Below are 25,700 nucleotides of genomic sequence, written 5' to 3' on the forward strand. Positions count from 1 at the left end.
AACTGATCGTTTAGTTTCCGCCAACTGGTCAATAAATATTCACGATCTCACCCTGCTGTAGCCAGTCCGTAATTTTTGGTAGAAATAGCTTTCTTGGCAGGCGCTCGGCAATCTCAAAAATATGTTAAAGATTGCTGAGCCTGTTTATTAGTGAATGCTAACTATTTTTATCAGGTCTTTTGTTTCTCAGTAAATACCTAGGCCTTCTCTTTGTTTCTACATATATTCTACCGATGTATTCGCCTAGAACACCAATTCCTATGAGTTGAATTCCGCCCAAGAACAGAACCGAGACAATTAAGGAGGGGTAACCCTGAACTTCATTTCCCCAGATTAGCTTATCAATAATCATGAACCCACCATAAAGGAAAGACATAAATGCGATAAATAGACCTACATAAGTCCAAACTCTTAAAGGTACTGTCGAAAAGCTCGTAATCCCTTCTAAGGCTAAGTTCCACAACTTCCAACCATTAAACTTTGTCTCACCAGCCGCACGTTCTTCTCGTGAGTAAGTTACAATGGCGGTGTTCCCCCCTACCCACGATAGCACTGCTTTCATAAATAGGTTTCGCTCGTCGAGCATTATGATGTTTTCGACGATACTCTTGTCCATTAAGCGAAAGTCACCCACATTTTCTTCTATCTTCGTGTAACTAATTTTATTGTGTAACGAGTAGAACCACTGAGCTGTCTTTTTCTTCAAATAAGTATCAGAATTTCTACTCACGCGCTTAGCGAGAACAACTTCAAACCCTTCTTTCCATTTTTCAATAAGCTCATGAACTACTTCAATAGGGTCTTGTAAATCTACATCTATAGGAATTATTGCGTCGCCTGTAGCATGTTCCAATCCAGCAAATAAAGCCGCTTCTTTCCCAAAATTTCTTGATAGAGATAGCGGCACCACTAATGCATCCTCAGAAGCCAGCTTTTCAATAATACTTAAAGTACTGTCGTTACTGCCATCGTCTACAAATACAATCTCTGTTTGGTATTGACTAAGCTCACTCTTAACCTTGTTGTAAAAAATCTCTATGACTTCCTGCTCGTTCAATACTGGAACAACTAACGTTATTTTACTCACTCTTCGGATCCTTAAAGATAAATACTTTGGAAATGATGAAACCCAATACAAAGCTTGTTGCAGAGAACGCAACTAAAGTATAGATACCCGCTAACGAAAAATAATCGGCGATTAGGCCAAATGTAAAAGCAATAATCCCCATTAGCCCCGTAAACAACACGTATTTAATGAATGAATATTGCGAATTGAACGTAACTTTGCTGTTTACGAAATAAGAAAAGGTGACAGCGACAAGAAACGCTAAAAGATTAGACGTAGCCTGAGAAAGACCTAAACTAACTAACAAATAGAAAATTACCCAGTGTAATAGGGTATTGATAACCCCCACTGAAAAATAACGCCTAAACTGAAACCATCCCATTGAACTCAAAACAACATCCCTGATTAAAAAAATAAAAAATGGTGCTATGTTTCTTAATAGCATGAAACAAGTCTATTATTTTCGATGCCGTAGAACCACTAGTTTAATCATTTAATACAAGTAAATGCTTAGCAAAGACGAAGCCACCACACTGGCACACTGATTTTTATTTATTTTGCATCATTCTATTAACTTAAACACATTTTATGTAACACGTTATTGTGTAAGGCCGTTTAATAAGCAGTCTCTCAGGTGAAGTGCAGTATGACTACGCTACCTCGTTGAGCCCCAAATTCGTATCGTGCGGAAAAGGTAAGCAACCAACTCCTTAGAATGTACACTATTATTTCTCGTCCTTAGCTATATTTTTATGTTTTTTATATACACTTCGACGTAATATTACTCCACTGAAACTGAAGCCTTTTTGGCTAAAACTTTTAGCGCTCCAATTACATTTATTTATATAAGTGATTACTTTAATGGAAATTAGTGATAAACCCCACATTAGTTACAGACCGGATATTGATGGGCTTAGAGCCTTTGCCGTTTCTGCAGTAGTACTATTCCATTGTGGTTTTTATGGCTTATCTGGTGGATTTATAGGCGTCGATATATTCTTTGTTATTTCCGGTTATCTCATAACTTCATTGCTGATCCGTGACCTAACTAAAGGTGATTTTAGTCTTACAGCGTTTTACGCTAAAAGAATTAGACGATTGTATCCCGCGCTTGTTTTTACGTTACTCATTACTCTTATTGGCGGTTATTTCATTTTTATGCCTGACGAATTCAAAGAGTTGGGGCAAAGCGCTGTCAGTGTAGTAACGTATCTATCCAATATTTTTTTCTGGTTAAAAAGTGATTATTTCGATGGACCCTCTGAACTAAAGCCCCTCCTTCACACTTGGTCTCTTGCTGTGGAAGAACAGTTTTACATCATATTCCCTCTTATTATGATTCTAGTTTTTAAATTGCACAAAAAGTTTAGAACCCTTGCACTATTTGCTCTGCTATTACTTTCTCTAATCGCCTGTACCTTATATGTACATATCGATAACAGCGCCGCATTTTTCTTTATGCCATTTAGAATTTGGGAATTTTTAGCTGGGGCGATGTGTACGCTAGTGGTAAGGCTAGTCGTAAAAAACACTATTCGAGAAATTATTACGCTAATTGGGTTATTATTAATCGCGCTCTCGGTAGTTCTGATTGACGAATCTATGCTTTTTCCTGGCGTTAGTGCCATACCCGTTTGTTTGGGAACAGCTTTAGTCATAGTCTTCAATAATAACGATACTTATATAAGCAGGTTCCTAGCAGCAAAGCCTATTGTATTTATAGGCAAAATCTCTTACTCAACTTACTTAATACATTGGCCATTAGTAGTGTTTTATACCTACTACATCATTCGTGAAATTAATTTAGTTGAGAAAATCACTCTTGTTTTCCTATCATTTGTTTTTGGTTACATTATTTATTCCACCGTTGAAAATAGATTCAGGAAAGGGAAAATCACTCTAAAAGAATCGAAAACAACGTTTATGTACACCATCGCTTTTTCAGCATTTGTGGCTTCCATTGGTGGGTTAATACACTTTCAGGATGGCTTTAAGCAAAGATTTGCTATTAATGAAGTAATTAGCGAAGAAAGACCAGTATTCCGCGCTTTTTCAGGTAAGTGTTTCCTGTCCACTAATGAAAGCTATGAAAAATGGTCTGGCGATAATTGTTTTATTGGCGCTAAGCAAGAAAGTAACCATAATACCCTTTTGTGGGGTGACTCTCATGCGAACCATTTGGTTTACGGCATTCATAGTCAGAAAGAAAAAATTAAAAGTAATATTCTTTTGTTTGCCAGTGCAGGCTGCCCTCCTATATTCGATGCGCAACCTAACAATCGACCAAATTGCGCTTACAATAATAGCAATGTAATTCAAGTTATTGAATCTCATAATATTGACCACGTAGTACTTGCATCTAACTGGCAATATGCAGCAACTCAAGGTGTAGAATTAAATAAGTTAGGCAACACAATAAAGACACTTAAAGCATTAAATGTGAAGGTGTCACTGGTTAATCAACTACCTATCTACCCTATCAATAATCCAGAGTATTTAATTTTGCGTTTGTCCAATGGCAAACCGTTGAATGAAGATTGGCACTTAAAACCAAGTAAAGGCCAGAAAGAAAGCAAACAGATTAAACAAATTGCATACACCTCGAACATTCCAGTTATAGATAGTATGAGTACATTTTGTGTTCACGGAGAATGCAAGATAATCCAGAAAGGTAACCTAATGGTGAAAGACGCTGGTCATTTATCAGAGTCTGGAAGCAGCTATTTTATTTCCTCTATGTTGAACCAAAATATAGACTTCTGGGATTAGCTTTACCTTAACTATATGCGTGCGCTCCTATTAGCGGTATTCTCGAGCTTAGCGTAGCTTTTAACATTATTATTTTTAAATAGCCTCTGCCGTAAAAAGGAAGTTTAGTGAAGAGAGTTTTGTTTGTTATAAATTCTATTGGGTATGGTGGTGCAGAAAGGGCACTGGTAAATTTATTGAGTGAACCTGCGTTCTACTCTGAGTTCGATGTACATGTTGCCCTTCTAGATGATGAGCCCATCGTTCGCGCTCTTCCTGATAATATCACGCTACATCAATTAGAAAGTAAAAGAGGTTTAGTTCGTAGCTTTATTAATTTAATGCGCCTTCAGCGCGAGTGTAAACCTGATTTATGCGTGAGTTTTCTGGTTAGGGCTAATGTCGTGAACGCTGCACTTAAATTGACTTCTAAAAACAGGAAGGTCGTTTTATGTGAACGCATGCATTTAAGTAGTCATCTAGACGGGCAGTTTAAAAACATGAAGCGGTTGTTGGCGGGTATATTGCCTAAATTGACCTATCGCCTTGCCGACGCTGTAATTGGCGTTTCAACTGGCGTAACAAGTGATCTTGTTGAAAACTTCAGCGTTCCAGCTACCAAAGCCACGACCATATTTAACCCCTACAATATTTCACAAATTGAAAAACATTCAAAAATTGCCCCTGAATTTGCATTGCCTCACTCTTTTGTTGTTAGTACAGGAAGGCTAACGACAAGCAAAAACGTAAAAGGTTTGATAGATGCTTACTTAGCATCGAACGAAAGCGCTCCACTTTGTATTTTAGGGGAAGGTGAGCAAAAAGAAGAAATAGAAGATTATATATCACTTAAAAACGCGAAGCAGAAAGTCTTCCTACTTGGGTATGCTGAAAACCCGTTTGCCATTGTATGTAAAGCTAAATATTATGTTTCCGCATCATTGAATGAAGGTTTTCCCAATGCGCTTGTAGAGGCCATGGTTTTAGGTTTACCAGTAATAATGACAAACTGCCCTTCTGGCCCTGCCGAAATACTAAACGAAAATCCACAATATACGAGTGATAAACTCACAGAAGCCAAACACGGCTTGTTAGCACCATTGAATAACACCTCAGAATTAACTCGAGCCTTTAACCTGTACAGCGAAGAACGTATTCGCGCCAATTTCGCTGAAAAAGCTAGGATACGAGCTGAAGATTTTTCCATAGAGGTGATTGCTAACGAATATTGGCAATTTTTGCGACAAACGTTACTACAGCATTGAGTTGAATAAATTAAGGTGTTCGTGGGCGTTTGCCTCCCATGTATTATTCGATTGTAGAAATTCAGCCGACTTACTTCTGTAAATCGAATAATCTTCAGCATTAAGTTTTGCGGTTAGCGCGGGCACATCGCCCTTTTTAACATAGCTTTCTTCGTTGAGTTTGAACTCACGATGGGCAGGTATATCGCTGGCCACTATAGGTGTGCTTGCTGACAGTGCTTCTGCTACTACTAGGCAATATCCTTCCATAAATGAGGGATTCACTAGAAGTGCAGCATTTTGGTAAATAGTAGCCAGATTGGCACCAGTATGTGCACCCGCAAAGATAATATTCTCGCTACTATACTGAGTAATCTTTTTAACATAATCATTAGCGATGTAATTATCACCTACAATAACCAACTTTAATTTAGTCGGATGCATTGCTAGGTAAGCCTCTATAAGGTTATCAAAGCCTTTTGTTGCGTCTAACCTTCCAACCGCTAAAATATATTGTTTTGGTTCTAAACCTAACTCCTTCAAAAGCGCATCTTGCTCGATTCCAGCGGGCACGTGATTGAGTGAGCCAGCATTACGAATAACTAAGCGTTTTTGTAATAAAAACGGAAAGCGGGCATCTAGCTCTTCTTTTACCGAAGCGCTTACGCAAATAATTCGTGAAGCAAACAGAACAGTACACAACTCCCCTATTTTCAGTATTAGCTTGGCGTACCATTTCCATTTAGGCCGTTTATAGTCAGGCGAATGGTGTGTAACCACGGTTTTGAACCCTAATAGACGCGAGAATAAACTAAAAAACCCAGGGCCTATTCCATGAAGATGCATAATTTTTGGGTGAATAAAAATACGGGCGTAACACAAAGCGATAAACGTATGTAAAAAAGTTTCAAACCCAGAGATTTTAAGCGCCTTTATTACTTTAATCTCAACTTTTTCGTATCGGTAACTTTTTTGCTGTTCAAAGGGCAGCCTAGTGATGAGGGTGATTTTATATGAAGAACACTCTTTAAGTATCAAGGGATACAGTTTTTGACAAATTGTTTCAATACCGCCGACAAAGTTAGGTACCCCTCTTGTGCCGACAACACACACGTGTGCCATCAATAATTTCCCTATTAGCCTACGTTAGCTTAGTTTTTTGTAAGTTTAGTATGAACTGGATTCAGGTACACAAATTAATTGCACGTAACACTGAATAAAATAACGAAATAGTTATATAAAAACGTAATAAGTATGTTTTTTGTTCCGACTAATCGCTTGTGGAGTTTAAAACGTATTACTACACTGTAAGTCTCTTCCGTAAAAATACGTTTCTTAGCATCTATACTTCCGTATTTTTTATCTTTTCCGAATCAGCCAAAGGATTTTCTTATGAAATCCCAAACCGTGTCTTATAGACAGTTGTTCTCTATTTTTCTCGCCACTATGTTAATGACGCTGGCATCTTGCTCTGTGTTGAAACGTCCTGATCCCGGTAGCTCCGTTAATAATCAACTCGGCGCCGCAATTCAATCACATCTTGCTGCGAGCAACGCCAGTAGTGAAAGCGAATTATCTACCGCGCTATCAAAAATGAAGATATCGAAGGCTGCTAGAGTAGTCGTCTCACAACACAAAGCCAATATTATTAACCTTTATCGTACAGATACACTGTTGCTAGTTATTCAAAACCAATATCGTGATAACAAACTTGCAGAAAAATTGGTTGATAACAACGATACATCTTCAGCTATCTCAACCCTTGTGAGGTTGTTTCCAATTGATGCCTATAGGATTCTGACCTACGTTACCGAAAACAGTTTAATAAATGAAGATACACTCTTAGTAATCGCTGTCGAAAACAAACTAGACCCAACTATCGTTTTAGAAGCCTCTGCAACAGGAATGGAGAATAGTGTCACACCGCTTATTCACTCGGCCGGAATTGTAATTTACGGTCAAGACGAAGATTACACAAGCGAAGTAAGGTACAGGGAAGTTGGTGATAACACATGGCTTCCAGCCTTAAAACTTGCATGGGAGCCTATATATGGCGCACTCTCTGGTAGCATTGTTCATTTGAATGCCGATACAGCCTATGAGGTTGAAGTTGAAGTAACCGATTACTATGGATATAAAGAAGAATACTCATTCAATTTTCAGACACGCCCAAACTCCCCTCCTATCGACCCTAATAAAATATACTACCTTTCAGAAATATACTCCGGCGGTCAGTTAGACTTAGAAGCGCTAAATATCTACGGTAGTGAAGATGGCTATGCAAAAATCATAGGGGATGGCCAAGTTATAGATGCAGGTAATGAGTATTTATCTGCGGTAAATATTGGTTCACAAGCTTTTATAATGCTTGAAAACCTTACCATCAAAGGAGGCGAACGCTATGGGGTTTTTGCGAGAAACACCCATGATATATGGATTAAAGGATGTGATATTTCAGGTTATGGGCGAATAGCTAGTGTGTATAAAGGAGGTAAGGGTTACTCATCTGAATCCAGTACATCTCCAATAAATTATGATTCTGGAATATACCTTGAAAAAACTGGTTTATCAGTTATTGAAGAATGTAAAATTCACGACCCTAATGGAAAGGCTAACCATTGGGGTAACGGCCACCCTAACGGCCCGAACGCTTTACAGGTATATGCTTATCACCCCGAGGAACAGTTTCGCGGACAAATGATAGTAAGAAACAACAGCTTTTATGGTACAGATACACATAGGTTTAACGATGTTATTGAAGGAAGAAAAAACACTTGGCGTAATGGTGGTTTTGTTCGCGATTCAGCTATTTATGGTAACTATTTAGCATATGCCAACGATGACCTCATTGAAATTGATGGGGGCCAACGTAACGTACTTGTGTACGAAAATGAATTTACGCAAGGGTATGCGGGGGTCAGTATCGCACCGAATATGTTAGGGCCGAGTTACATTTTTCATAACAATATACATGATTTAGGGGATGAGAGAGGAAAAGAATGGACTGCTATAAAAGCCGGTGGACTCCTTTCAAAACCCGGCGGCAAAACTTACATTATTGAAAATTTAATTATAACAGACAGAAACGGCATTACTGCATCGCAAGTTAACAACGACAATAGCTTTTGGCTTGAAGTAATGAACAATATCATAATCAACCGGAAGAAAAGTAATATGGTTGGGCTAGGAATTTATGATGACCAAAAATTTATTTCTTCGAAGTTTATCAATAACGTCATTTTTAATACGCAGTCTCAAACCTCTTACCTAGACGTTTCTTCTGATAGCTTATCAGAACACCATTTAACAAATGACAGCCAATTTTTAGAAGTTTTACTAAGTAAAACGTCTACACACCTTCCAGTATATATTGAGGACTTAATCTATAATTTTAGCCGTCAGAAGGATATTGAAGGTCAGCTAATATCTTCGCCTAACCTATATTTCGACATGGAAAATATTAGTCCGTTTGCCAACCAAACGAAATATGGCACTGTCGACGTTGACAAAGACTCTAGTATTACTATAACAGGAAATGGGTGGTACAAAGTGCCTGTAGATATAGATATAGGAGCCAATACCGAATTATCCATAAGTTATGAAGCCGAAGGACGAATAGAAATAGGCGGAATAGCCCTAGAGACAGACAATAAGGTAACTCAATCAAGAGTGTTTAAATTCGTGGGCGTACAACCATATGGCAACAATCTCACAAACTTATCTAGAAACAAAATGGCCACGACTTTAAGTTTTAATTTAGATGGATATGACCTTGGAAAGATAAAGTATATAGTGTTTATTTTAGATAATGATGTGAATCAATCTAATAACAACTCCAGCATAAAATTTAGCAACGTAAGTATAACTGGATTACATGGCGCGACACCTAACGTTAGCAAAGCTGGTGCTACTGCTTTAAAGGATATTTTGGTTGGTCAATGAGTTAAGTCGATACACATGTATAAGTAGATGTGGGCAGATTAGACGAACTTTTTTATTCATTCAATGCTTTCATTGAGTGAGATTTAACCTTTGGCACTTCAAGTTTGACTTAAATAAACTTAGTATTGAATGCTGAAGCAGTACATAAAGCATCTAATGTGTAGATTTAAATTTAGACCTGCTGCTGGCGTCAAACCCAAAAAAGTAAGCCCGCTTCATTTCTCGAATCAATTAAAATGAGCCGGTCTGCGCATTTATTCATTGATACTCAAGCGTGGCCACTCTCTTTGATAAGGCGAGCACCGTGCCCCGGCGAACTGATGAATTGAATGTGGGATTAATGGAAGAACACGGAAAAGAAAAGGGCTTAATTAAAGAACCGATAAGTCGTTATGATAAAAAAAGTCGCGTCACTTAGTCTTAAAATACAAAACGCTCGGTGAAGTTCACCAAGCGTTTAATGTGAAATAAATTCTAAATTATTTCTGGCAGATTTAAATTTTTCAATTAAGCGCGAGTGGTTTTTCGAACTCTAACTAAAGCTAATAGGCTCACAGCTAGAATTCCAACAGTTCCAGGTGCGTTAACAGCAACTGGAGCTCCAGGCGCAGTAGCTTCAAGCTCACTTAAAGCTGAGACAGAAAGAGTAGTCAAGTCTCCGCCATCTACCAAAGGTGAAGAAAAAGCAATACTACTAAGACCACCACAGCATTCTTCAGCCCAAACTATTGTGAATGAATTAGAGCCAGCAGTAAGAAACTGTTCAAATGAAATAACATCTGAGCTTGTCCACTTTTTGCTCCACCACAAATCAGCGGTTGAATCCAAAACTAAAGCATCGTTGATATAGATCTCTGCACCATAGCCAGCGTCTAAGCCAGCAAACACTTCAAACGCAGAATCAGAAGCTAAATCGAAAGTAAAAGTAACGTTCATAATAGAATCATCAAACGTCCCTTCCAAACCAAAATCTGTAACTGAAACTTCAGTTGCGCTTTGACTATTAAAATAATCAAGAAGGTTTGAAGAAGCATTGAAACTTCCATCCAACTCTGCGTAAGAATAAGTAATAACCGCCGCTTGTGACGAGAAACTACCTAACATTAAAAACGCACTTAATAATGCTACAATTTTTTTGTTCATGCTAACAACGCCTTAAAATATGTTCAACTTAATCATAGCAATACCCATGCCAAAAGATAAGCTACTGATAATATGGAACAATAAAAAAAATCTTTATGCCGGTGTAAAATATCGTGACACCCTTTAATAGCCGAAAAGTTCAAAATCCTTTGAATATAGCTCGTATATTTTTTCCTGCACTTTTGACTCTAATTCAACTACGCTGGTCACTTTTGAAACATTAGATTTTGGTAGCGTAGTATTGAGATTTAGTTTTGTGTTTACAAATGTAAAGTCTTCGTCGATACGCTCGTACTTGCCAACAAAATCGACCATCACTTCATAATGCTCATTACACAAAAAACTAATCTGCGGCTTAAAAAGAACCTCTGTATGCAACCTCATAGGGTCAAGATAATCTAAGACGAAGTCCTCAAACTGTGAATAATCAGTAGAAATGATCGAACTTAGGCGCTTATTATTTGTGCCATTACCACCCGATAGTAAATAACGATGAACGGATTGAAGTCTATCAATCGGATGCCGCACAAATGCGAATTTGAAACTATTTTCAAAACGCTTTTTATCCGCGCTTCTAAAGTTAAACGCACTACAATGATCTCGTTGAACATGCTTAGTCGTGCCTGTTAGCGCATGCAATACACTTGTCCCTGCAGCCTTCGGTATATGAATAAATATACAATTGTTTTTACACATATACCTTCGGTAAGGATACATATTTGAATGCGCCTTTAGGTAGTCACCTATAACAGTTTTTATACCAAGCATAATGCAGCTTTTATACCAAGCATATTTTATTCACCTACCTCGTTAATATTTCGATTAGATTACTTTTTAAGGTTTCTGAATTAAATGACACTTCAATCTTTGCTCGAGCACGCCTTCTGATGTCATTAAGATCATATCGCTTTGAAATATCTAAAATCATATCGCTTATAGCACGGCTATCTTTTTCCTTGACCAAGAAGCCTGTTTTACCGTGTTCTACTAATTCAGGAATTCCGCTATGAATTGTTGATAAAACAACCACACCACTCGCCATTGCTTCCATTAAAGAAACCGGTATTCCTTCCATATCTCCCTTACTATCTCTTACCGAGGGTAGAAGAAATAAATCGGTATTTTTCAACGATTCGGCAACGAAGCTAGATGGTTTTGCGCCCTCAAATATTACCCTATGACTATTTTTATGGCTGGCTGCTGCTTGTTTGAGAGTATCCATTAATGCGCCGTCTCCAATAATTTTATACTCACATTCAATTGGGCATTCTAGTACAGCTTCAATAGCGTATTTAAGCCCCTTTTTCTCCGTCGCCCTTGCAACAGATAATATTGAAAGCGGCGTAGAAACAACCTTTTCAGAATAAGCGAAGCGGTCAACATCTACCCCCATGTGAACTACTTCAATTTTTGATGCATTCGCCCCTAGCTCAATAAGTTTATTTTTCCAATGCTCACTAATTGGCAATAGGAAACCACCTAACTTTCCATACAAATCTTGCCAAAGATCAAGTTGATCATATCTGCTTATTTCGTAGCCGTGGAAAATAGTAAACAAATTGCTACACTTCACTAACCCTGCTTCAATGAGATAATCCATAACAACGCCATTACTACCAAAATGAGCAATGCAACTGCCTGTTGTAATGTTTTTATCGCGAAGGAACCAAACAATACACATTAGATCTTTTGCTAAAAACTTATTTTTCTTAGCCATAAAATGAAAAAACAAAGAGATTAATTTATGTCTCTTAACCGACACCATGCAATATAGGAAACCTAATAACATGTGAAGGTATGATTTACTACTGTGTGCTGTAGGCAATATTGAGGTGACTTTTTTTGATGCACTTTCACCAAAAATATCTTCGACTACACCTGTATCGTCATTAGTAGGGTTTACAGAGAGAACTTGTACGTCAATACCCTCGTTCACCAAGTCTTTAACTTGGTTTAAAACGAATGTTTGCGATAAAACAGGAAAGCTTCTCACAAAAAATAGAACCTTCGTATTTGCTAACATTTAGAATCCTTTAATTCTTTTGAGAGATTGCTTCACTTCTGAATATTTCAAAAATAAAACCAGCGCTATTAACAACGTTACTACACCAACCGCTGATTCTTTGACAAAGATGACATCTGGTATGAATGGCAAAACGAATTGATAAAATAATAACAGTGGGATGGCAAAAGCTACTAGTAAAACACCCATACTTTTTATCGAATAAGAAAAACCGACCCCTGTGATAAATTTGATAAAATAGTAATTTACCACTGGAAATAATATTATTTGAAAGATTGCCATAGACATTACAAGCGCCTCGACCCCATACATGGACGATACGTAAATGACTAATGCGTTAGGACACATTACATAAACGTTCCACATAAAGTTACGCTTTGTTAAACCTGTAGATTGCACTAATGGGCCTACAAGGTTTGAAGCTGCAACACGAATAAACCAAAAACCCGCTAACAATGAAAGCACTAAACTGTATTGAGCATACGACTCACCGAAAAATAAGGTGGTAACAAGCTCTGACGCTATAATTACTGGTACATAAATAAAAGCGAGTACAAAAAGTTGAACAAAATAAAAGTCTTTATAAACGCGTGCAAACCTAGCTTTGTCATCTTTTACTTCTGCAAAAGCAGGTAACGCGACTTTACCAATGATAGGCTGCAGTGCTTGTGCTGGCCTGCTCGCCAATTGCTTGATTACATGGTAAATACCCATTTCACTACTTGGCAGGGTAATAGCGAGTATCATTACGTCTAGTTGTTTTCTTATTATATTCAGTGCCTGTGAGCCAAAATCGAAAATACCGTAATTGAAAGCTTCTTTATAAATAGATGAATTTATAGAAAGCGATAAATTAACGTAGTTGCCTAGGAATACCATAAATCCTATCAACTTAAGCAGTTGATAAATAACTACTGCGCCAACTAAACAAAGCAACTCTAACTCTGGAAAAGAAATGGCAAAGCCAAATGAAATTATTTTTGCAAAAATATCGATTTGTGCAATGCGTTGGTGTTTAAAATGCTTCATCCCCACCGCTTGATATTGTGAGGAAAGCGACGATACAACGAGCAGTAGCGTAGCTAGCCTTAATTCTTGAATAATTGCTTCATAGCCTAAAGCACTGGCAATAACAGGTGCCAAAAAGAAAAGTACAAGGCTAAACACTGCACCTATTCCTAGTGCTAAATAATACACGGCATTAGAAGTAGCCTGATCGGCATCACGCTTATAAATCAAGAAATTGGAGATACCACCTAACGCGAATGCGACGAAAACTTCGATAACCATATTTACTACTGCAAACTGCCCGAATACTTCTGGTGCAAGTATTCGAACTAAAATGGCAAGCTGCAACATGGTTAATACTAAATTGATTACTGTGGCGAGCGTTGTCCACGATGTAGCGCTTACAATTCTACTCAATGTCCTACATACCTTATTAGCTTCGTGAGCTTTTCTGACCTAAAGAGAGTCGAGCTATTTCTTTTACCGACGTAATGAAGATTAATGTTATGATTCCATAAACGGAAAAACGTTTTTTTAATGAAGAATCACTGCTAACGAAAATTTTAATAGAACGTTTTATATAAAGTTTCAAAGAGTTGGTAATAAGACGAATTGCTTTTACTTTACTAACACTTTTATCCCAAGCTCCCCCAATTACTCTTTTTCTTTTTTTTAAAATCTCTTTCTTATTCCTAGCAGGGTGCATAACTATCGCATCTTCGCAAAAATAAACTTTAAGTCCTTGCTCTGTGAGCCTTTGTGACATTTCATGGTCGCCACCTGATTTCAAACTTGTATCAAAGCCAGAATTATTAATTATGACTTCTCTGTCTGACAGCCAATTCGCAGTTATACACAGCCCCAACTTAGCGTATGCTTCTTGATCCATTGAAAACAGTTCTTCATAGGCTAGAGCAGATGCTTCAACTGACGTGTTTTCTTTAAAAAACTGTATATCCCCGGCAATTATTCCCATCGATGGTTTATCAATTGCACAAGAAATTAAGTTTTCTAACCATTTTTCATCAGGAATACAATCTGAGTCAGTAAACGCAACGTACTTCCCCCTAGCTTCTTTTAATCCTTTATTTCTAGCTGAGTAAGATCCGGGATTACTTTCTTGTAATAAAGTAATGCCCGTCTGGCTTAGTAACTTTTCATAAGTGCCGTCTGTTGAACCATTATCGACAACAAAAATTTCATACTCATTGTTTTTAAGCGTCTGCGCTTTAAGTGCTTCTACACAAAGAAGTATGCGATCGATATCGTTCCATACCGGTACTATCACTGTTATTAATAACTCTTGATTCATTTAAGCAAGTCTCATTCAGAAAAATTTAAGCAGCTTTATATTTAAACGAGTCGAAAAAAAGTTTACTGTTGCTAAAAGACCTGCTTTTCTAATTGCTAACAATATCCACTTGTTTTTGTCATTTTTATATTTTAGGGAAAATAATATCTGCTCGGCGACCCTATTGTTATACCAATACCGGCCTAAAAACTCTCGGTGCTTATTTGCAGAACCAAGGCGCTTATCTATGTCTTCAGGTTTCATCTTGCGAAGTTTTGCCCCTATACCGTCCAAGTTTTGAAATCGGTATAAGAATATTGGTTTTGGAATGTTATTAAATTGGACATTGCTTTGATAAAGTCGAACATACATATCCCAATCTTGTCCATTATTTAGCGCTGTATCGAACGGCATTTGGTCCAATAGCTCTTTCTTACACGAAAAGCCACTCATACCACAGTATGTATTTCCTTTTAACAAGGACTCTTTGGTTACTGACGTATCTTTGTTTACTCTAACTTCTTTCTCATTGCCTAAATGCTTAAAGCCAGAAACAACTGCTTCGCATCCCTTATCATACTCAGCTAAATGCCAAGATAAATAATCAGGTAACCATATATCATCGTCATCGAGAAATGCGACCACGTCGCCTGTAGACTCTTTAACACCTAGATTTCTTGCTACATTTGCGCCACCAGATACAGCCTGCTTTATATAGCGAACTCTAGTGTCGCTATACTTCTCTAACACCGTTGAGTAGTCGACGCTGGAATTGTCATCAATAATGGTAACTTCTTTCACCGCTACGGATTGGTTTAGTACACTATCGAGTGATAGCGTTAAGTAATCTGGCCTGTTATAAGTAGTTATAACTACACTAAAATCCAAAGCTAAACTCCTTTTACTATTCTGTATAGAGATTTGGCGGGGCTATACAAATATCGAATGTACATTTCATACAGCGTCCACTTTAAAGATTGGGTGTGTTGCAGTTCACTGTGTGAATAGCCCATTGATTTCGCTAAATTGATAACCGAACTGGAAAGTGCATAACCAAATGATTCTGACTGTTTTGACGACTTGCTTTTTCTAACCTTCTCTTCGCCTTTAAGCTTTGGTGTTACTCCAACAACCTTACATATTTTTGCTATAACACTTTGCCTATCAGCAACTAATTCTTCGTATCTTGTAAAAATTTTACTAGATCTTGTAGAACCTTCATCGCGAAAGCGTTCCCAGTTCATGTAGGTTGTAAGCCACTGATTCTCAAGATGAGCTATATTAACGTTCCATCGTCTAAACTGTGATAAAAAGACATCTTTTGGATTTCTAGCAATACAAACATAATGACAGTTAACTTTATCACTGAATCGTTTCTCGAATTCCAGCATAAGTGCTAACGCATTCCATTGCAGAAGGTGATGTGGTGATTTTTCTATAAAAATTGGACCAAATTCTTTAAGTAATTCAAACCAACCATTAAATACTAATTCTTCGTCTGTATTAAACGTGATGTTAGTCGGTAAATTACTTGCTAAAAACTCTGTTAACTCTTTTCTAGCTCTGTCTTTATCGTAAGGAACAGCACTCGCTAACATGCTTACTTGAGGTTTATCTAAAAGTGAGGCCGCCTTTGTCCAAAATAATGTTTCTGACTCAAAATGTTTAGTTGAGGGGTAAGCAGTTATACCTAGTGCGTCATTTAAGCTTCTAAATAAAAAGCTAGAGCCGGATGACTTTTCTGACAAAATATAAATAACATCAATTTTTTTAGTACTTTCCATCAACCTTCACTCCTTACAACCGTGGAATAAGCTTTCATAGTTTTAGTAGCAATTGAGTTCCAATCGTACTTTGCTAGAAATGTTGCTTTATCAACAGATAAGTTAAGTGATGGCAAATTAGTTATTTTATTTGCCAAAGAAGTGATATCTCCAACAGGGAAGTAGCAGTCACTTTGCAGGTCTATATCTTTATTTGGCAATATATCAGAAAGTAAAACCCTACTCCCTGCGCTTATAGCTTCCAGTGCAACGATAGGGTGCCCCTCATGATAACTAGGTAATACAAACAGACCACAGTACTTATATAAACTAGAAAGTGCAGCGCCATTCCTTCGCCCCGCTATAATAATATTTTGATCGGCACTACTTTTTATCTTTTGAGAATATTCATCGCCGTGATCAGCATCTCCAACTATTACTAATTTAAGTACTGTATTACTTAATTTATAGGCTTCTATTAGGTCGTGAATGCCTTTTTCAGGCACCAATCGGGCTACAGCTAGAATATAATTACCCGGAACTATGCCCAAATCGCTGGGCAAGTCTTGTTCAGTTACATTATCGGAAAATCCAACTAAGGTACCATTAGGTATAAATTGTATTTTTTCACTGCACTTAGGGTATTTAAGTTTTAGCTTATTTGTTAAAGAACGTCCTACTACAATGATTGAATTAGCAAACTTAATTCCCATTAATTCGCCAGCCTTTAAAATCGTTTTGGCAAAACGGTTCCATTTCTGCCTATCGTAGTCTGCGCCATGATGCGTAACAACAACTCTCAAGCCAAACAATCTTGCTAAGGGTGTAAATAATGCAGGCCCAATGGCATGGATATGAACAACATCTGGGCGTAGGACTACCCCTGCGTAAATTATCGCTACAAAGGTGTGTAAAAAGGTTTCAAGAAACTTATTCTTAAATGCCCAAATGCCTTTGACTTTGACACCTTCAAATTCATATTCAGGCTCGTGGAGATACGGCGTACGCCCTAAAATAGTAATGTCGTATCCTTGCTTCGCCATTCGGGGGTACAAGTTTTGACAATGGGATTCAATGCCCCCCATTATGTTGGGTATACCTCTTAAACCAACAACTGCTACTTTCATTTACTTATGTCCCTGTAATTTAAAGGTCCTGAATGGCTAATAATTTTTGCTGGCACGCCGGCAATGGTCAAATTACTGCCAAAACTTTTATTAACAACTGCATTAGCGCCCATGCCCACATTGCTACCTATTTCTATATCTCCATAAACTTTTACGCCAGGACCAATGTAGCAACTGTCTCCTATTTTCGGTGCTTTAGAGCCATCATTTATATCCGCACCGATATTCACACATACATGTATCCGGCAATTACTACCAATTTTAGCATTTGAATTAACTACGATAGTGCCGGCATGGGCAATCGACAAACCAGGGCCAAACGCATTTGGTGGTATTGAAAATCCAAGTTTTCGGCCCTGCCTACGAAGTTTCAAGCGAAGAAATATAGTGAGTAGCTTGGCTAATGCAGAATGTTTACAATTTATAAAGTACTCCAATTTTCTTAAATTCTTCTGAAATGTCCAAATATCATGAAAAAGCTTATTTTTAAGACTTGGAATAATATTAAGCGCTTTTAAATCAGCCTCTAAAAAGAATTTATAATCTTTTTTACTGTTAATTTTCATTGGCAAGCACACTTGTTTTTTGTTTTAAACTTAATTCCCGAGTTTTCGCCTTCGCACCGAAAACTAAAGAACAGAAAATAGAGAAAAATATCAACCCCTCTATATTCCAAAGCGGCATGGTTGCTAAATTCATCGTTAAAAAGCCTAAAAATGATAGAGTCAATATTTTCGATAGTTTTTTATCTTTTAAACCAAGCGGTTGTAAAATCATAAACACACATAAAAGAATAAAACTGCATAGCCCTAAAACACCATACTCATACAAATAGGAAACAAATGTATTATGAGCGTATAAAGTGAACCTTGACTTCCAAGAGTCTGGGCCAAAGCCAAATATTTGATTTAAACCATCTGCGTTTGCAAAAGCATTAATATATTGGCTCCAAATGAATACCCTAGCAGACATAATATCTTTTTCGGCCTCACTAAAATATATCGGGGCTTTCGTAATAAGGTCCAAATTGCCAAGCATTAAACCTACATCGGCGAAACGCTCTTGCATAGTGAATGATAAAGCCATAAAAACTATGGCGAAAAGCATGGCTACGATAGTAAGTACGGGCGCTTTCTGTGAAGGTTTAAGTCGCTGCTCTATAAGTGTGAAATAAAATACGGCTGCAATTGGAAGTATTGTGAGTATGGATGTTCTGTAATTGACTAATATGAGTAAAAATACGGCTAACGTGAACAAACTAGTTCTAAATCGAATAGTGCCTCGCTCGATAAGGCCTACAACAAATATGAATGGCACTATTATCATAGAAAATGCAGCTTCATGGTTATATCCGCCAATATAACTAGTTGAACCGTCGGCTTCGGCTGATTTTGCATGACCTAACAATACTGAAAACACCTGCAGAGTAAGAGGCATAGTAAAAGCCACCAGCAACTTCTTAAACGTTTCATTCTGCCCTTGACTACGTATAGATAAAAACAACGCGCCCGCTAACACCAAGAAATAACACCATTTCACCAATACATTAATGGTGCCAGGTATTTCCATATTTACGAAACCACTTACTGCGATGGCGGTAAAGAATACATAGAAAGGAAATAGTTTTTTTAACGTAAAAACAGCGGTGGGAATAAGCAGTAAACCCAACCCCGCTACGCCTATACTACCTAATGCATTAATTGAAAAGCCCGCCACCAAAGAGGGGTAAGTAACCGTGTGAAATGCAGATAGAAAGTAGCGTAACCATATTGCGCAAATGGCAAAGGCTAAATACTTGTTGCAGTTACCGGTAATGGTTCTATACACCATTATTAGGCTAACCACCCCTACCAGTAGTTTGATTGCTTCAAACATAATTAGTTAGTCATCTTTTTCTAGAATGGCACTTACGCGCTTATGAAAAGCGGCATAAGAAAACTGCTGCGCGCACGCTTGGCTTTTTTCAACATATCGCGCTCTGTTAGCGCTACCTTTAAATAACACCAATGCATCGGAAACACCTTGTGCGTTATTTAACTCGCACAGTATGCCATTCTTTTCTTCGCTGGCACCAGAAACTTGGTACGGGTATTGTTCGGCAATAATTTCAGCAGGGCCCGACTCGCAATTTGTTGCAATTACCGGTTTGTTCAAACACATGGCTTCCACTATGGCGTTGGGGAAACCTTCTGCATTACTAGTGGATACAAAATATTCTGCTTTGGCCACGTACGGGTAAGGGTTTGGCTTAAATCCTAAAAAATGTACTTTATCTGCAATGCCAAGTGTTTTAGCTAGCGCTTTAAGCATGGCCTCTTCATTGCCCACGCCCAAAATCACTAAATCTTCAACAATATCGGCTTTGGCATACGCGTTTAGTAACAGTGAAAAGTTTTTGTTTTTAACTAACCGCCCTACCCCTATTATGTATGGCACTTTAGGAATATCGGTTACCGCTTCGCTTGCAAGTTCGTGCAGCTGCGCAATATCGTAAGGGTTATATAACAATGATACTTTAGGTTCTGGCACGGCATAGTTTTCAATTAAATCGGCTTTTACACCTTCAGACACTGCCACCACATTATCAGCCCGCTTATATAAAAGCTTAACTAAAAAGCGGCTAATACCGTCTTTTAAACCACCCGACAAATGGCTGGTAGTATTCACGCGTTCGCTAATAATGGCGCGATAGCCTAACGATTTTGCTATGGCTATATTTAAAAAATTACTGCGCGTTAAAAAGCTAAAACAAATTTGGGGGTTTAGGGTTTTAAGTAACGGTTTTAACTGTTGATAACCAGCTTTAAGGCTGCCATTGCTGGTTAGTACTGTTTTGGTAACATAAGGGGGGCACTGCTGACTTTCTTCCAGCGTGTCTAACAAAACGAGGTGAACAGGCACGTTTGCATGTGAAAAGTAGTCTTCCATGATTGCTAGCAATTTTGCCATTACCCGTTCAGCACCACCGCCTTCTAGGGAATTAATAATAAACACTACTGGGCGGTTGCTAGTTAGCATGAAACTTCTTTATCCTTGTCATTAGACTAAATGCTAACGCTAAGTTTAGCACAGCTCGATTTTAGTTTTGTAGTAAAATTACAACATGGCAAGCTGCATTACTTTAAGCTTGCAAATGTGCAGTACAGAAAACGGAATATACTCTAATGAGTATTTGGCTCTTGTTTTGTTCCGGTTCTTACTATGCACTATTGCGCAAAGTTTAGTAAATGGTAATACCATCTATACATATGGAATATGCCAATTACATACATGAAACCCATATATAAACTCTATACATGAACCATGCCAAATATCGGTATTATTATGTTTACGTGCTTTACCTTGTTGAAATAACTTTCAACTTTTGTATAAGTTTGACATTATCAATTTACTGCCACATGTTTAATATACTATGAAGTGGTTAACGTTTTCTTACAGCTATTATTTTAATAAATTCGTCTCATAATGGTGCATTAAGGCTCAATTGGCATGACAACCCGCTACGCGCGTAAAACTTACCGACGAACCTGTATTTATGCCCTAACGTGGCTGTTTTTGGGTATGACTTCCTTGGTTATCGCGCAACAGAAAAACTTCTTCACTGAAGAGGTTTACAGCCGAGTTGAAGCCCTGTTTGGAAAAACCGGTGCGGCAGATGTAGCTAAGTGGCGACAACTAGTAAACAACATTGAGAACGACGATATTGATGAAAAGCTTTACCAGGTGAATCGCTTTTTCAATCGATTCGACTTTGTAGATGACCTAAAGCACTGGCGCCAACCCGATTACTGGGCCACGCCAATCGAGTTTATTGGAACGGGCGCTGGCGACTGTGAAGATTACTCAATTGCCAAATACTTTTCGTTAATAGAACTTGGTATTCCAAAATCGCAGCTTCGGCTTATGTATGTAACCGCGTTAGAGTTAAACCAACCTCATATGGTGTTAGCCTATTACCCAAGCCCTACTTCTGTTCCTTTAGTGCTTGATAATATTAACCGCCGAATACTGCCAGCAAACCAACGGCGCGACCTTGCACCTGTTTATAGTTTTAACGGTGATGGTCTATGGGCGGCGAAGTCTATGGGAACAGGCAGAAAATTAAGAGGCAGCGGCCCCATGAAAATGTGGGACGACATGATAGATCGTTTAAACAGCGTAATGCTCGGAGATACACAAGAACAATGAAATTATCTACCCAACTAAGCGTTAGCTTACTTATTTTTTTACTGGCCGTGTTCGCCGGTTCCTTTTTTATTAACGTAAAAATGACCAAAGAATACGTGAATGAACAACTTGCTACCCACGCACAAGACACCGCCACATCGCTAGGTTTAGCCATGGCACCCTATATAACGCAAGAAAATGGTCAGGCTGTAGCTGAAACCATGGTGAACGCCATATTCGACAGGGGCTACTACCAAACTATTTCGGTTAAAGATGCCAGCGGGAATACCCTTATTATTCGTCAAAACCCGAATAAAATAGATACCGTACCAAATTGGTTTACCGAAGCGGTACACGTTACCCCGCCGGTAAAAAATACCGAACTTAACGATGGCTGGACAATGGCGGGGCAACTTACCGTACAAAGCCACCCAGGCCTTGCGAATGAAAAGCTATGGGATAGCATTACCCAAAGTGCATTAATGTTTTTTATTGCCTTTGTTATTGCCTACTTGGTGCTGTTGGTTATTATTCGCCAAATTACCAAGCCCTTAGAAATTGTTACCCAAAAAATAGGCGATATTCAAAACCAAAAGTTTTCTGAAATTGACTATCAACCTTTTACTAAGGAATTTTCTTTTATCACGCTAGCCGTAAATAAGTTGTCTAGAGCAGTAGAAAGCATGTTTAAGGAACTTACTGCACGGGCTGAACAATTTAAGGCCATTGCGTATGGCGACAGCTTAACCGGGCTTTCTAATAGAAATGCCTTTAATCGACACATGAATGCACTATTAAGTGGCGCAGCTACGGTAGAAGAAGGTTACGTGGTGTTGATTAGGTTAACGCAGCTTGCTCGGGTAAATAATTTACTGGGCGGCGCTGAAGGTGATGAATATGTTAGCGCGGCTGCGAAAAAACTGAAACTGGCCGCCATGCAATTCCCAGATAAGGTAACGCTTTTTAGAGTATCGGGCTCCGACTTTGCCATATTAATGGAAGCAGTATCGCAACAAGAGTGCGAAAAAAGACTGAAAAGTCTTAGCGATGAAATGAATAAAATAGATTTTCTTAAAGATGGCGATAAAACAGCGTGGATTGGCGCAGCTAAATATTCCAGTGAAAATAGCTTTACTGAAGTAATGGAAAAAGCAGATAGCGCACTATTAGCGGCAACGAAGTTAGACAGAGGCTGGCAGTTTGCTTCAGAGCTAACTTACATTCATAGCAATACTGAATGGCGTGAAAGGCTAAACAATATTCTGTTACAACAGTATGCCGATATTTTAATACAGCCTATTTTTAGTACCGAGAACAAAGCCCCGTGTTATTACGAAGGGTTCGCGCGCTTTAAAGACGTGTCTACCAATACCGATATACCCATGTCGCAGTTAATTCCTGCGTCAGAGCGGCTACACCTTATTCCTCAAGTAGATAGGTTGGTAACGTCACTGGTAGTCAGTAAACTCATGGCCTCCCCTCACACGGTGGCGGTGAACATTGCCACTGCATCAATAGCGAATGCCGACTTTTGCCAATGGCTTGGTGGTTACCTTATTGAACACAAGTCGTTGTGCGACAGATTAGCGTTTGAAATTGAAGACTCTGCCATTATTTATTATAGGGAAGCTACCCTTAAATTTTGCGATATGGTTAAAAAAGCAGGATGCACCATTACTATTGAACATTTTGGCGACAATCTTGCATCATTAAGCGGGTTAAGGGCGATTCAACCCGATTTTGTAAAAATATCCGGCAAATTGACCAAGGATATTCATGAAGACAAAGACAATCAGCTATTTGTTAGCAGCTTAGTAAGTATTGCGAATGGGTTACACATTAAAGTGATAGCCGAGCTGGTTGAAAGCGAATTAGAAAGTAACACACTTAGTAAGCTGCAGGTTGTTTATCAGCAAGGCTACCACTTTGCAAAGCCCACAGCTTGGCGCTTAGGGAAATAATTTAAGTAGCTAGTTTGTTTGCGGCTTTCACAGCAAATAAAGCTAAGACAACGGGCGTTCATTTGGTATACAATACCCAATGTATGCAAACCAATTTTTCGAAGTAGGAACTATTATGCGTAATAGATTTATTTTTTCATTAGTAATGAGTGTGCTTATTGCTATTTCGCCAGTGGCTATTGCGCAAGACAGCGCAGGTAGCGTTCCAGGTTTGCAAATTAGAAACCAACTATTAACTGCTATCGATAGCGGAACACCAGCTGAAGAAGCTGCGGTAAACGTAAGCAACGAAGTGCTTGCTGAAGGCAGCGTGGCTGTTCCTGCCGCTAGCCTTCCTTATTTACAAACTAACCAGCCAGCTTTTGAAAGCATGGTAGGACTGCTTGTTGATAATGCAACCGGCTTTGAATTAGCTATTGCTGGCTTTAGTGCCCTACCGGAGCAATCTTCTGATGTGGTAACAATAGCCATGATCTTGTTTCCAGAAGATGCCAACGAAATTTATAACGTTGCATTACAAACAGGTGTCATTAGTGCAGAAGATGCGCTTTTGGCTGCTATTAATGCAGGTATCGATACCTCAACACTTACTGCTACTGCGGCAGGGGCTGCTGGCAACGATGTATCTCCATTAGGTGTAGGTACTGGTGCTGCAGGTGCTGGTGGTGGCGATACCACGGTTTCAGCAAACTAAGTTTGTATTATAGTTAAACTCTGTGTTGGTGATCGTTAGTGGTAGTAAGAAGTGGCGATAGTGAATGCTGAGTATTAATAATAGAAAAACCGAAAAGCTTCTTTTCGGTTTTCTTTTATTTACTCTTTTTTGGCTGCCTATTCCTTTAGGTGCTAACAGGCCGTGGGCTTGGGCTCTTATGCAAATTTCCGTTTTTTGTATAAGTGCATCGTTAATGACCTTTCATTTTCGTACCGTTACTGTTGTAGTTCGCCAATATCGTGTTTTTGTTCTGCTTTGGATATTGTTTCTTGCTTGGCAGTTATTAAACTTAATTCCCCTACCCGCCTCACTTATTGCCAATTTACGGCCAGAAAAGATCTTACCCGCGTACGCTAATGTGCAGCCTGGTACTAGTTGGTTACCCCTTAGCTTTGATGTTGGCCAAAGCCAAATAGTATTTTTAAAATCCCTTTGTTATTGCCTGCTTTTTTTCAGTGTTTTAGCCTTGGTGCGCTCAACGTCTCGGTTGAAACTAGTGTTAATAACCATTAGTGCAAGCGGTATATTTCAAGCCATTTATGGGTCGCTAGAGGTATTATCGGGCATTGAGTACAGCCTAGTATTCAAACAACCGGTTACGCACATTGCTACCGGCAGCTTTATTTACAAAAACCATTTTGCAAACTACTTGCTGCTTTCATTAAGTGCTGCATTAGGGTATCTGATTGCCAGTTTAGGTGATGACGATGGGCTATCAAAACGAGAGCGCCTTAGAAAATGGCTTAAGTTTTGGCTAGGCAATAAAGTGCTGTTCCGTATTGGCATAATTATTATGGTTATTGCACTGGTAATGTCGCGTTCACGAATGGGCAATACGGCGTTTTTTGTTAGCATGACAATAACCGCAGCCATAGGTTTGTGGTATTTCAAACCTAGACAAAAAAGCTATGTGGCGTTATTTATAAGTATGCTAGTTATCGACATTATGATTGTAAGTAGCGTGTTTGGGTTAAACGAAGTGAAAGAACGCCTAGAGCAAACCGACTTAATCAACGAAAGTCGAGATGAAGTGGTTACCGATGCACTGCCTTTGTTAACACAGTACCCATTAATAGGTACAGGTGGCGGAACCTTCTATACTGTTTATCCCCAATATCAAAGTGAGAGTATTCAACACTTTTACGACCATGCTCACAATGAATACTTACAGTTTAGTATTGAGTTTGGCGTTATTGGCGCACTACTAATGGGCGTATTTGTATTAATTTGCGGCGTTAATGCGTTCAATGCTTTTCGTCAGCGCCACCACCCTCTTCCACGCGGTGCGGCATTTGCGTGTTTTATGGCTATTTTTGGTATGGCAATGCACACCAGCGTAGACTTTCCCTTACAAGCACCTGCTAACACTGCTATCTTTATTACTCTACTTGCACTTGGAGCCATGAGTAATCGAATTCGGGTTCGACAATCAACAAAACGTAATCATACGCCGTAAAGTTAGGTTTTTTGTAAGTGCCTAATTAGGGATTTCAATAAGTATT

At 38.6% G+C, this 25,700-nt stretch carries 21 protein-coding genes; 7 read left to right on the top strand and 14 right to left on the bottom strand.

Annotation, left to right across the window (positions count from 1 at the left end):
- Window positions 1–157: 157 nt before the first annotated feature.
- Both AAC006_RS12950 and AAC006_RS12955 read right to left on the bottom strand, forming a co-directional pair.
- Window positions 158–1,087 carry a glycosyltransferase family 2 protein gene (locus tag AAC006_RS12950; protein ID WP_339891564.1) on the bottom strand — a complete coding sequence of 310 codons (930 nt, stop codon included), beginning with the start codon at window positions 1,085–1,087 and terminating at the stop codon, window positions 158–160.
- Window positions 1,080–1,448: a GtrA family protein gene (locus tag AAC006_RS12955; protein WP_339891640.1), complete on the bottom strand. Its 369-nt coding sequence runs from the start codon at window positions 1,446–1,448 to the stop codon at window positions 1,080–1,082. Before AAC006_RS12955 ends, AAC006_RS12950 begins: the two co-directional genes overlap by 8 nt.
- A gap of 479 nt (window positions 1,449–1,927) precedes the next feature.
- Here AAC006_RS12955 and AAC006_RS12960 point away from each other — a divergent pair, with 479 nt between their 5' ends.
- Window positions 1,928–3,835: an acyltransferase family protein gene (locus tag AAC006_RS12960; protein ID WP_339891565.1), complete on the top strand. Its 1,908-nt coding sequence runs from the start codon at window positions 1,928–1,930 to the stop codon at window positions 3,833–3,835.
- A 107-nt stretch (window positions 3,836–3,942) separates the two neighbouring features.
- The gene (locus AAC006_RS12965; RefSeq protein WP_339891566.1) at window positions 3,943–5,079 is read left to right on the top strand and encodes a glycosyltransferase; all 1,137 of its coding nucleotides are present in this window, start codon (window positions 3,943–3,945) and stop codon (window positions 5,077–5,079) included.
- Here the strand turns inward: AAC006_RS12965 and AAC006_RS12970 are convergent.
- Window positions 5,068–6,180 (bottom strand): glycosyltransferase family 4 protein, encoded by a 1,113-nt coding sequence (locus AAC006_RS12970; RefSeq protein ID WP_339891568.1) that lies wholly within the window; start codon window positions 6,178–6,180, stop codon window positions 5,068–5,070. The two genes, AAC006_RS12965 and AAC006_RS12970, sit on opposite strands and share 12 nt — an antisense overlap.
- Window positions 6,181–6,450: 270 nt before the next feature.
- Here AAC006_RS12970 and AAC006_RS12975 point away from each other — a divergent pair, with 270 nt between their 5' ends.
- Complete coding sequence (locus tag AAC006_RS12975) at window positions 6,451–9,000, top strand: right-handed parallel beta-helix repeat-containing protein (protein ID WP_339891570.1); 2,550 nt, start codon at window positions 6,451–6,453, stop codon at window positions 8,998–9,000.
- A gap of 507 nt (window positions 9,001–9,507) precedes the next feature.
- On the opposite strand, the gene AAC006_RS12980 is transcribed toward AAC006_RS12975, so the two are convergent.
- From AAC006_RS12980 to AAC006_RS13030, 11 genes are all read right to left on the bottom strand, one after another.
- The gene (locus AAC006_RS12980) at window positions 9,508–10,143 is read right to left on the bottom strand and encodes a CCXG family PEP-CTERM protein (RefSeq protein ID WP_339891571.1); all 636 of its coding nucleotides are present in this window, start codon (window positions 10,141–10,143) and stop codon (window positions 9,508–9,510) included.
- Between the two features lie 123 nt (window positions 10,144–10,266).
- Window positions 10,267–10,911 (bottom strand): sulfotransferase family 2 domain-containing protein, encoded by a 645-nt coding sequence (locus AAC006_RS12985; RefSeq protein ID WP_339891573.1) that lies wholly within the window; start codon window positions 10,909–10,911, stop codon window positions 10,267–10,269.
- Between the two features lie 34 nt (window positions 10,912–10,945).
- The gene (locus AAC006_RS12990) at window positions 10,946–12,166 is read right to left on the bottom strand and encodes a glycosyltransferase (protein ID WP_339891574.1); all 1,221 of its coding nucleotides are present in this window, start codon (window positions 12,164–12,166) and stop codon (window positions 10,946–10,948) included.
- Entirely contained in the window at window positions 12,167–13,591 is a 1,425-nt protein-coding gene (locus tag AAC006_RS12995) for an oligosaccharide flippase family protein (protein WP_339891576.1), read from the bottom strand.
- A gap of 16 nt (window positions 13,592–13,607) precedes the next feature.
- Entirely contained in the window at window positions 13,608–14,486 is an 879-nt protein-coding gene (locus tag AAC006_RS13000) for a glycosyltransferase family 2 protein (RefSeq protein ID WP_339891577.1), read from the bottom strand.
- Between the two features lie 15 nt (window positions 14,487–14,501).
- A complete protein-coding gene (locus AAC006_RS13005; protein ID WP_339891579.1) occupies window positions 14,502–15,353 on the bottom strand; it encodes a glycosyltransferase family 2 protein in 852 nt (283 codons plus the stop codon).
- 2 nt (window positions 15,354–15,355) lie between these two features.
- Window positions 15,356–16,249: a sulfotransferase gene (locus AAC006_RS13010; RefSeq protein ID WP_339891581.1), complete on the bottom strand. Its 894-nt coding sequence runs from the start codon at window positions 16,247–16,249 to the stop codon at window positions 15,356–15,358.
- The gene (locus AAC006_RS13015; RefSeq protein WP_339891582.1) at window positions 16,249–17,355 is read right to left on the bottom strand and encodes a glycosyltransferase family 4 protein; all 1,107 of its coding nucleotides are present in this window, start codon (window positions 17,353–17,355) and stop codon (window positions 16,249–16,251) included. The genes AAC006_RS13010 and AAC006_RS13015 overlap by 1 nt, the downstream gene beginning before the upstream one ends.
- A complete protein-coding gene (locus AAC006_RS13020; RefSeq protein WP_339891583.1) occupies window positions 17,352–17,921 on the bottom strand; it encodes a serine acetyltransferase in 570 nt (189 codons plus the stop codon). Before AAC006_RS13020 ends, AAC006_RS13015 begins: the two co-directional genes overlap by 4 nt.
- Entirely contained in the window at window positions 17,911–19,230 is a 1,320-nt protein-coding gene (locus AAC006_RS13025) for an O-antigen ligase family protein (protein WP_339891585.1), read from the bottom strand. The genes AAC006_RS13020 and AAC006_RS13025 overlap by 11 nt, the downstream gene beginning before the upstream one ends.
- 6 nt (window positions 19,231–19,236) lie before the next feature.
- Complete coding sequence (locus AAC006_RS13030) at window positions 19,237–20,373, bottom strand: glycosyltransferase (RefSeq protein ID WP_339891587.1); 1,137 nt, start codon at window positions 20,371–20,373, stop codon at window positions 19,237–19,239.
- A gap of 543 nt (window positions 20,374–20,916) precedes the next feature.
- Between AAC006_RS13030 and AAC006_RS13035 the strand changes: the two genes are divergently transcribed.
- From AAC006_RS13035 to AAC006_RS13050, 4 genes are all read left to right on the top strand, one after another.
- On the top strand, window positions 20,917–21,543 hold the full coding sequence (locus AAC006_RS13035; RefSeq protein WP_339891642.1) for a transglutaminase-like cysteine peptidase: 627 nt from the start codon (window positions 20,917–20,919) through the stop codon (window positions 21,541–21,543).
- The gene (locus AAC006_RS13040; protein ID WP_339891589.1) at window positions 21,540–23,483 is read left to right on the top strand and encodes an EAL domain-containing protein; all 1,944 of its coding nucleotides are present in this window, start codon (window positions 21,540–21,542) and stop codon (window positions 23,481–23,483) included. The genes AAC006_RS13035 and AAC006_RS13040 overlap by 4 nt, the downstream gene beginning before the upstream one ends.
- A gap of 115 nt (window positions 23,484–23,598) precedes the next feature.
- Complete coding sequence (locus tag AAC006_RS13045; protein WP_339891591.1) at window positions 23,599–24,177, top strand: hypothetical protein; 579 nt, start codon at window positions 23,599–23,601, stop codon at window positions 24,175–24,177.
- A gap of 64 nt (window positions 24,178–24,241) precedes the next feature.
- Window positions 24,242–25,654, top strand: coding sequence for an O-antigen ligase family protein (locus AAC006_RS13050; RefSeq protein ID WP_339891593.1), 1,413 nt, complete (start codon window positions 24,242–24,244; stop codon window positions 25,652–25,654).
- Window positions 25,655–25,700: the final 46 nt, after the last annotated feature.

Source organism: uncultured Alteromonas sp., assembly GCF_963976965.1.
Taxonomy (GTDB): domain Bacteria; phylum Pseudomonadota; class Gammaproteobacteria; order Enterobacterales; family Alteromonadaceae; genus Alteromonas; species Alteromonas naphthalenivorans.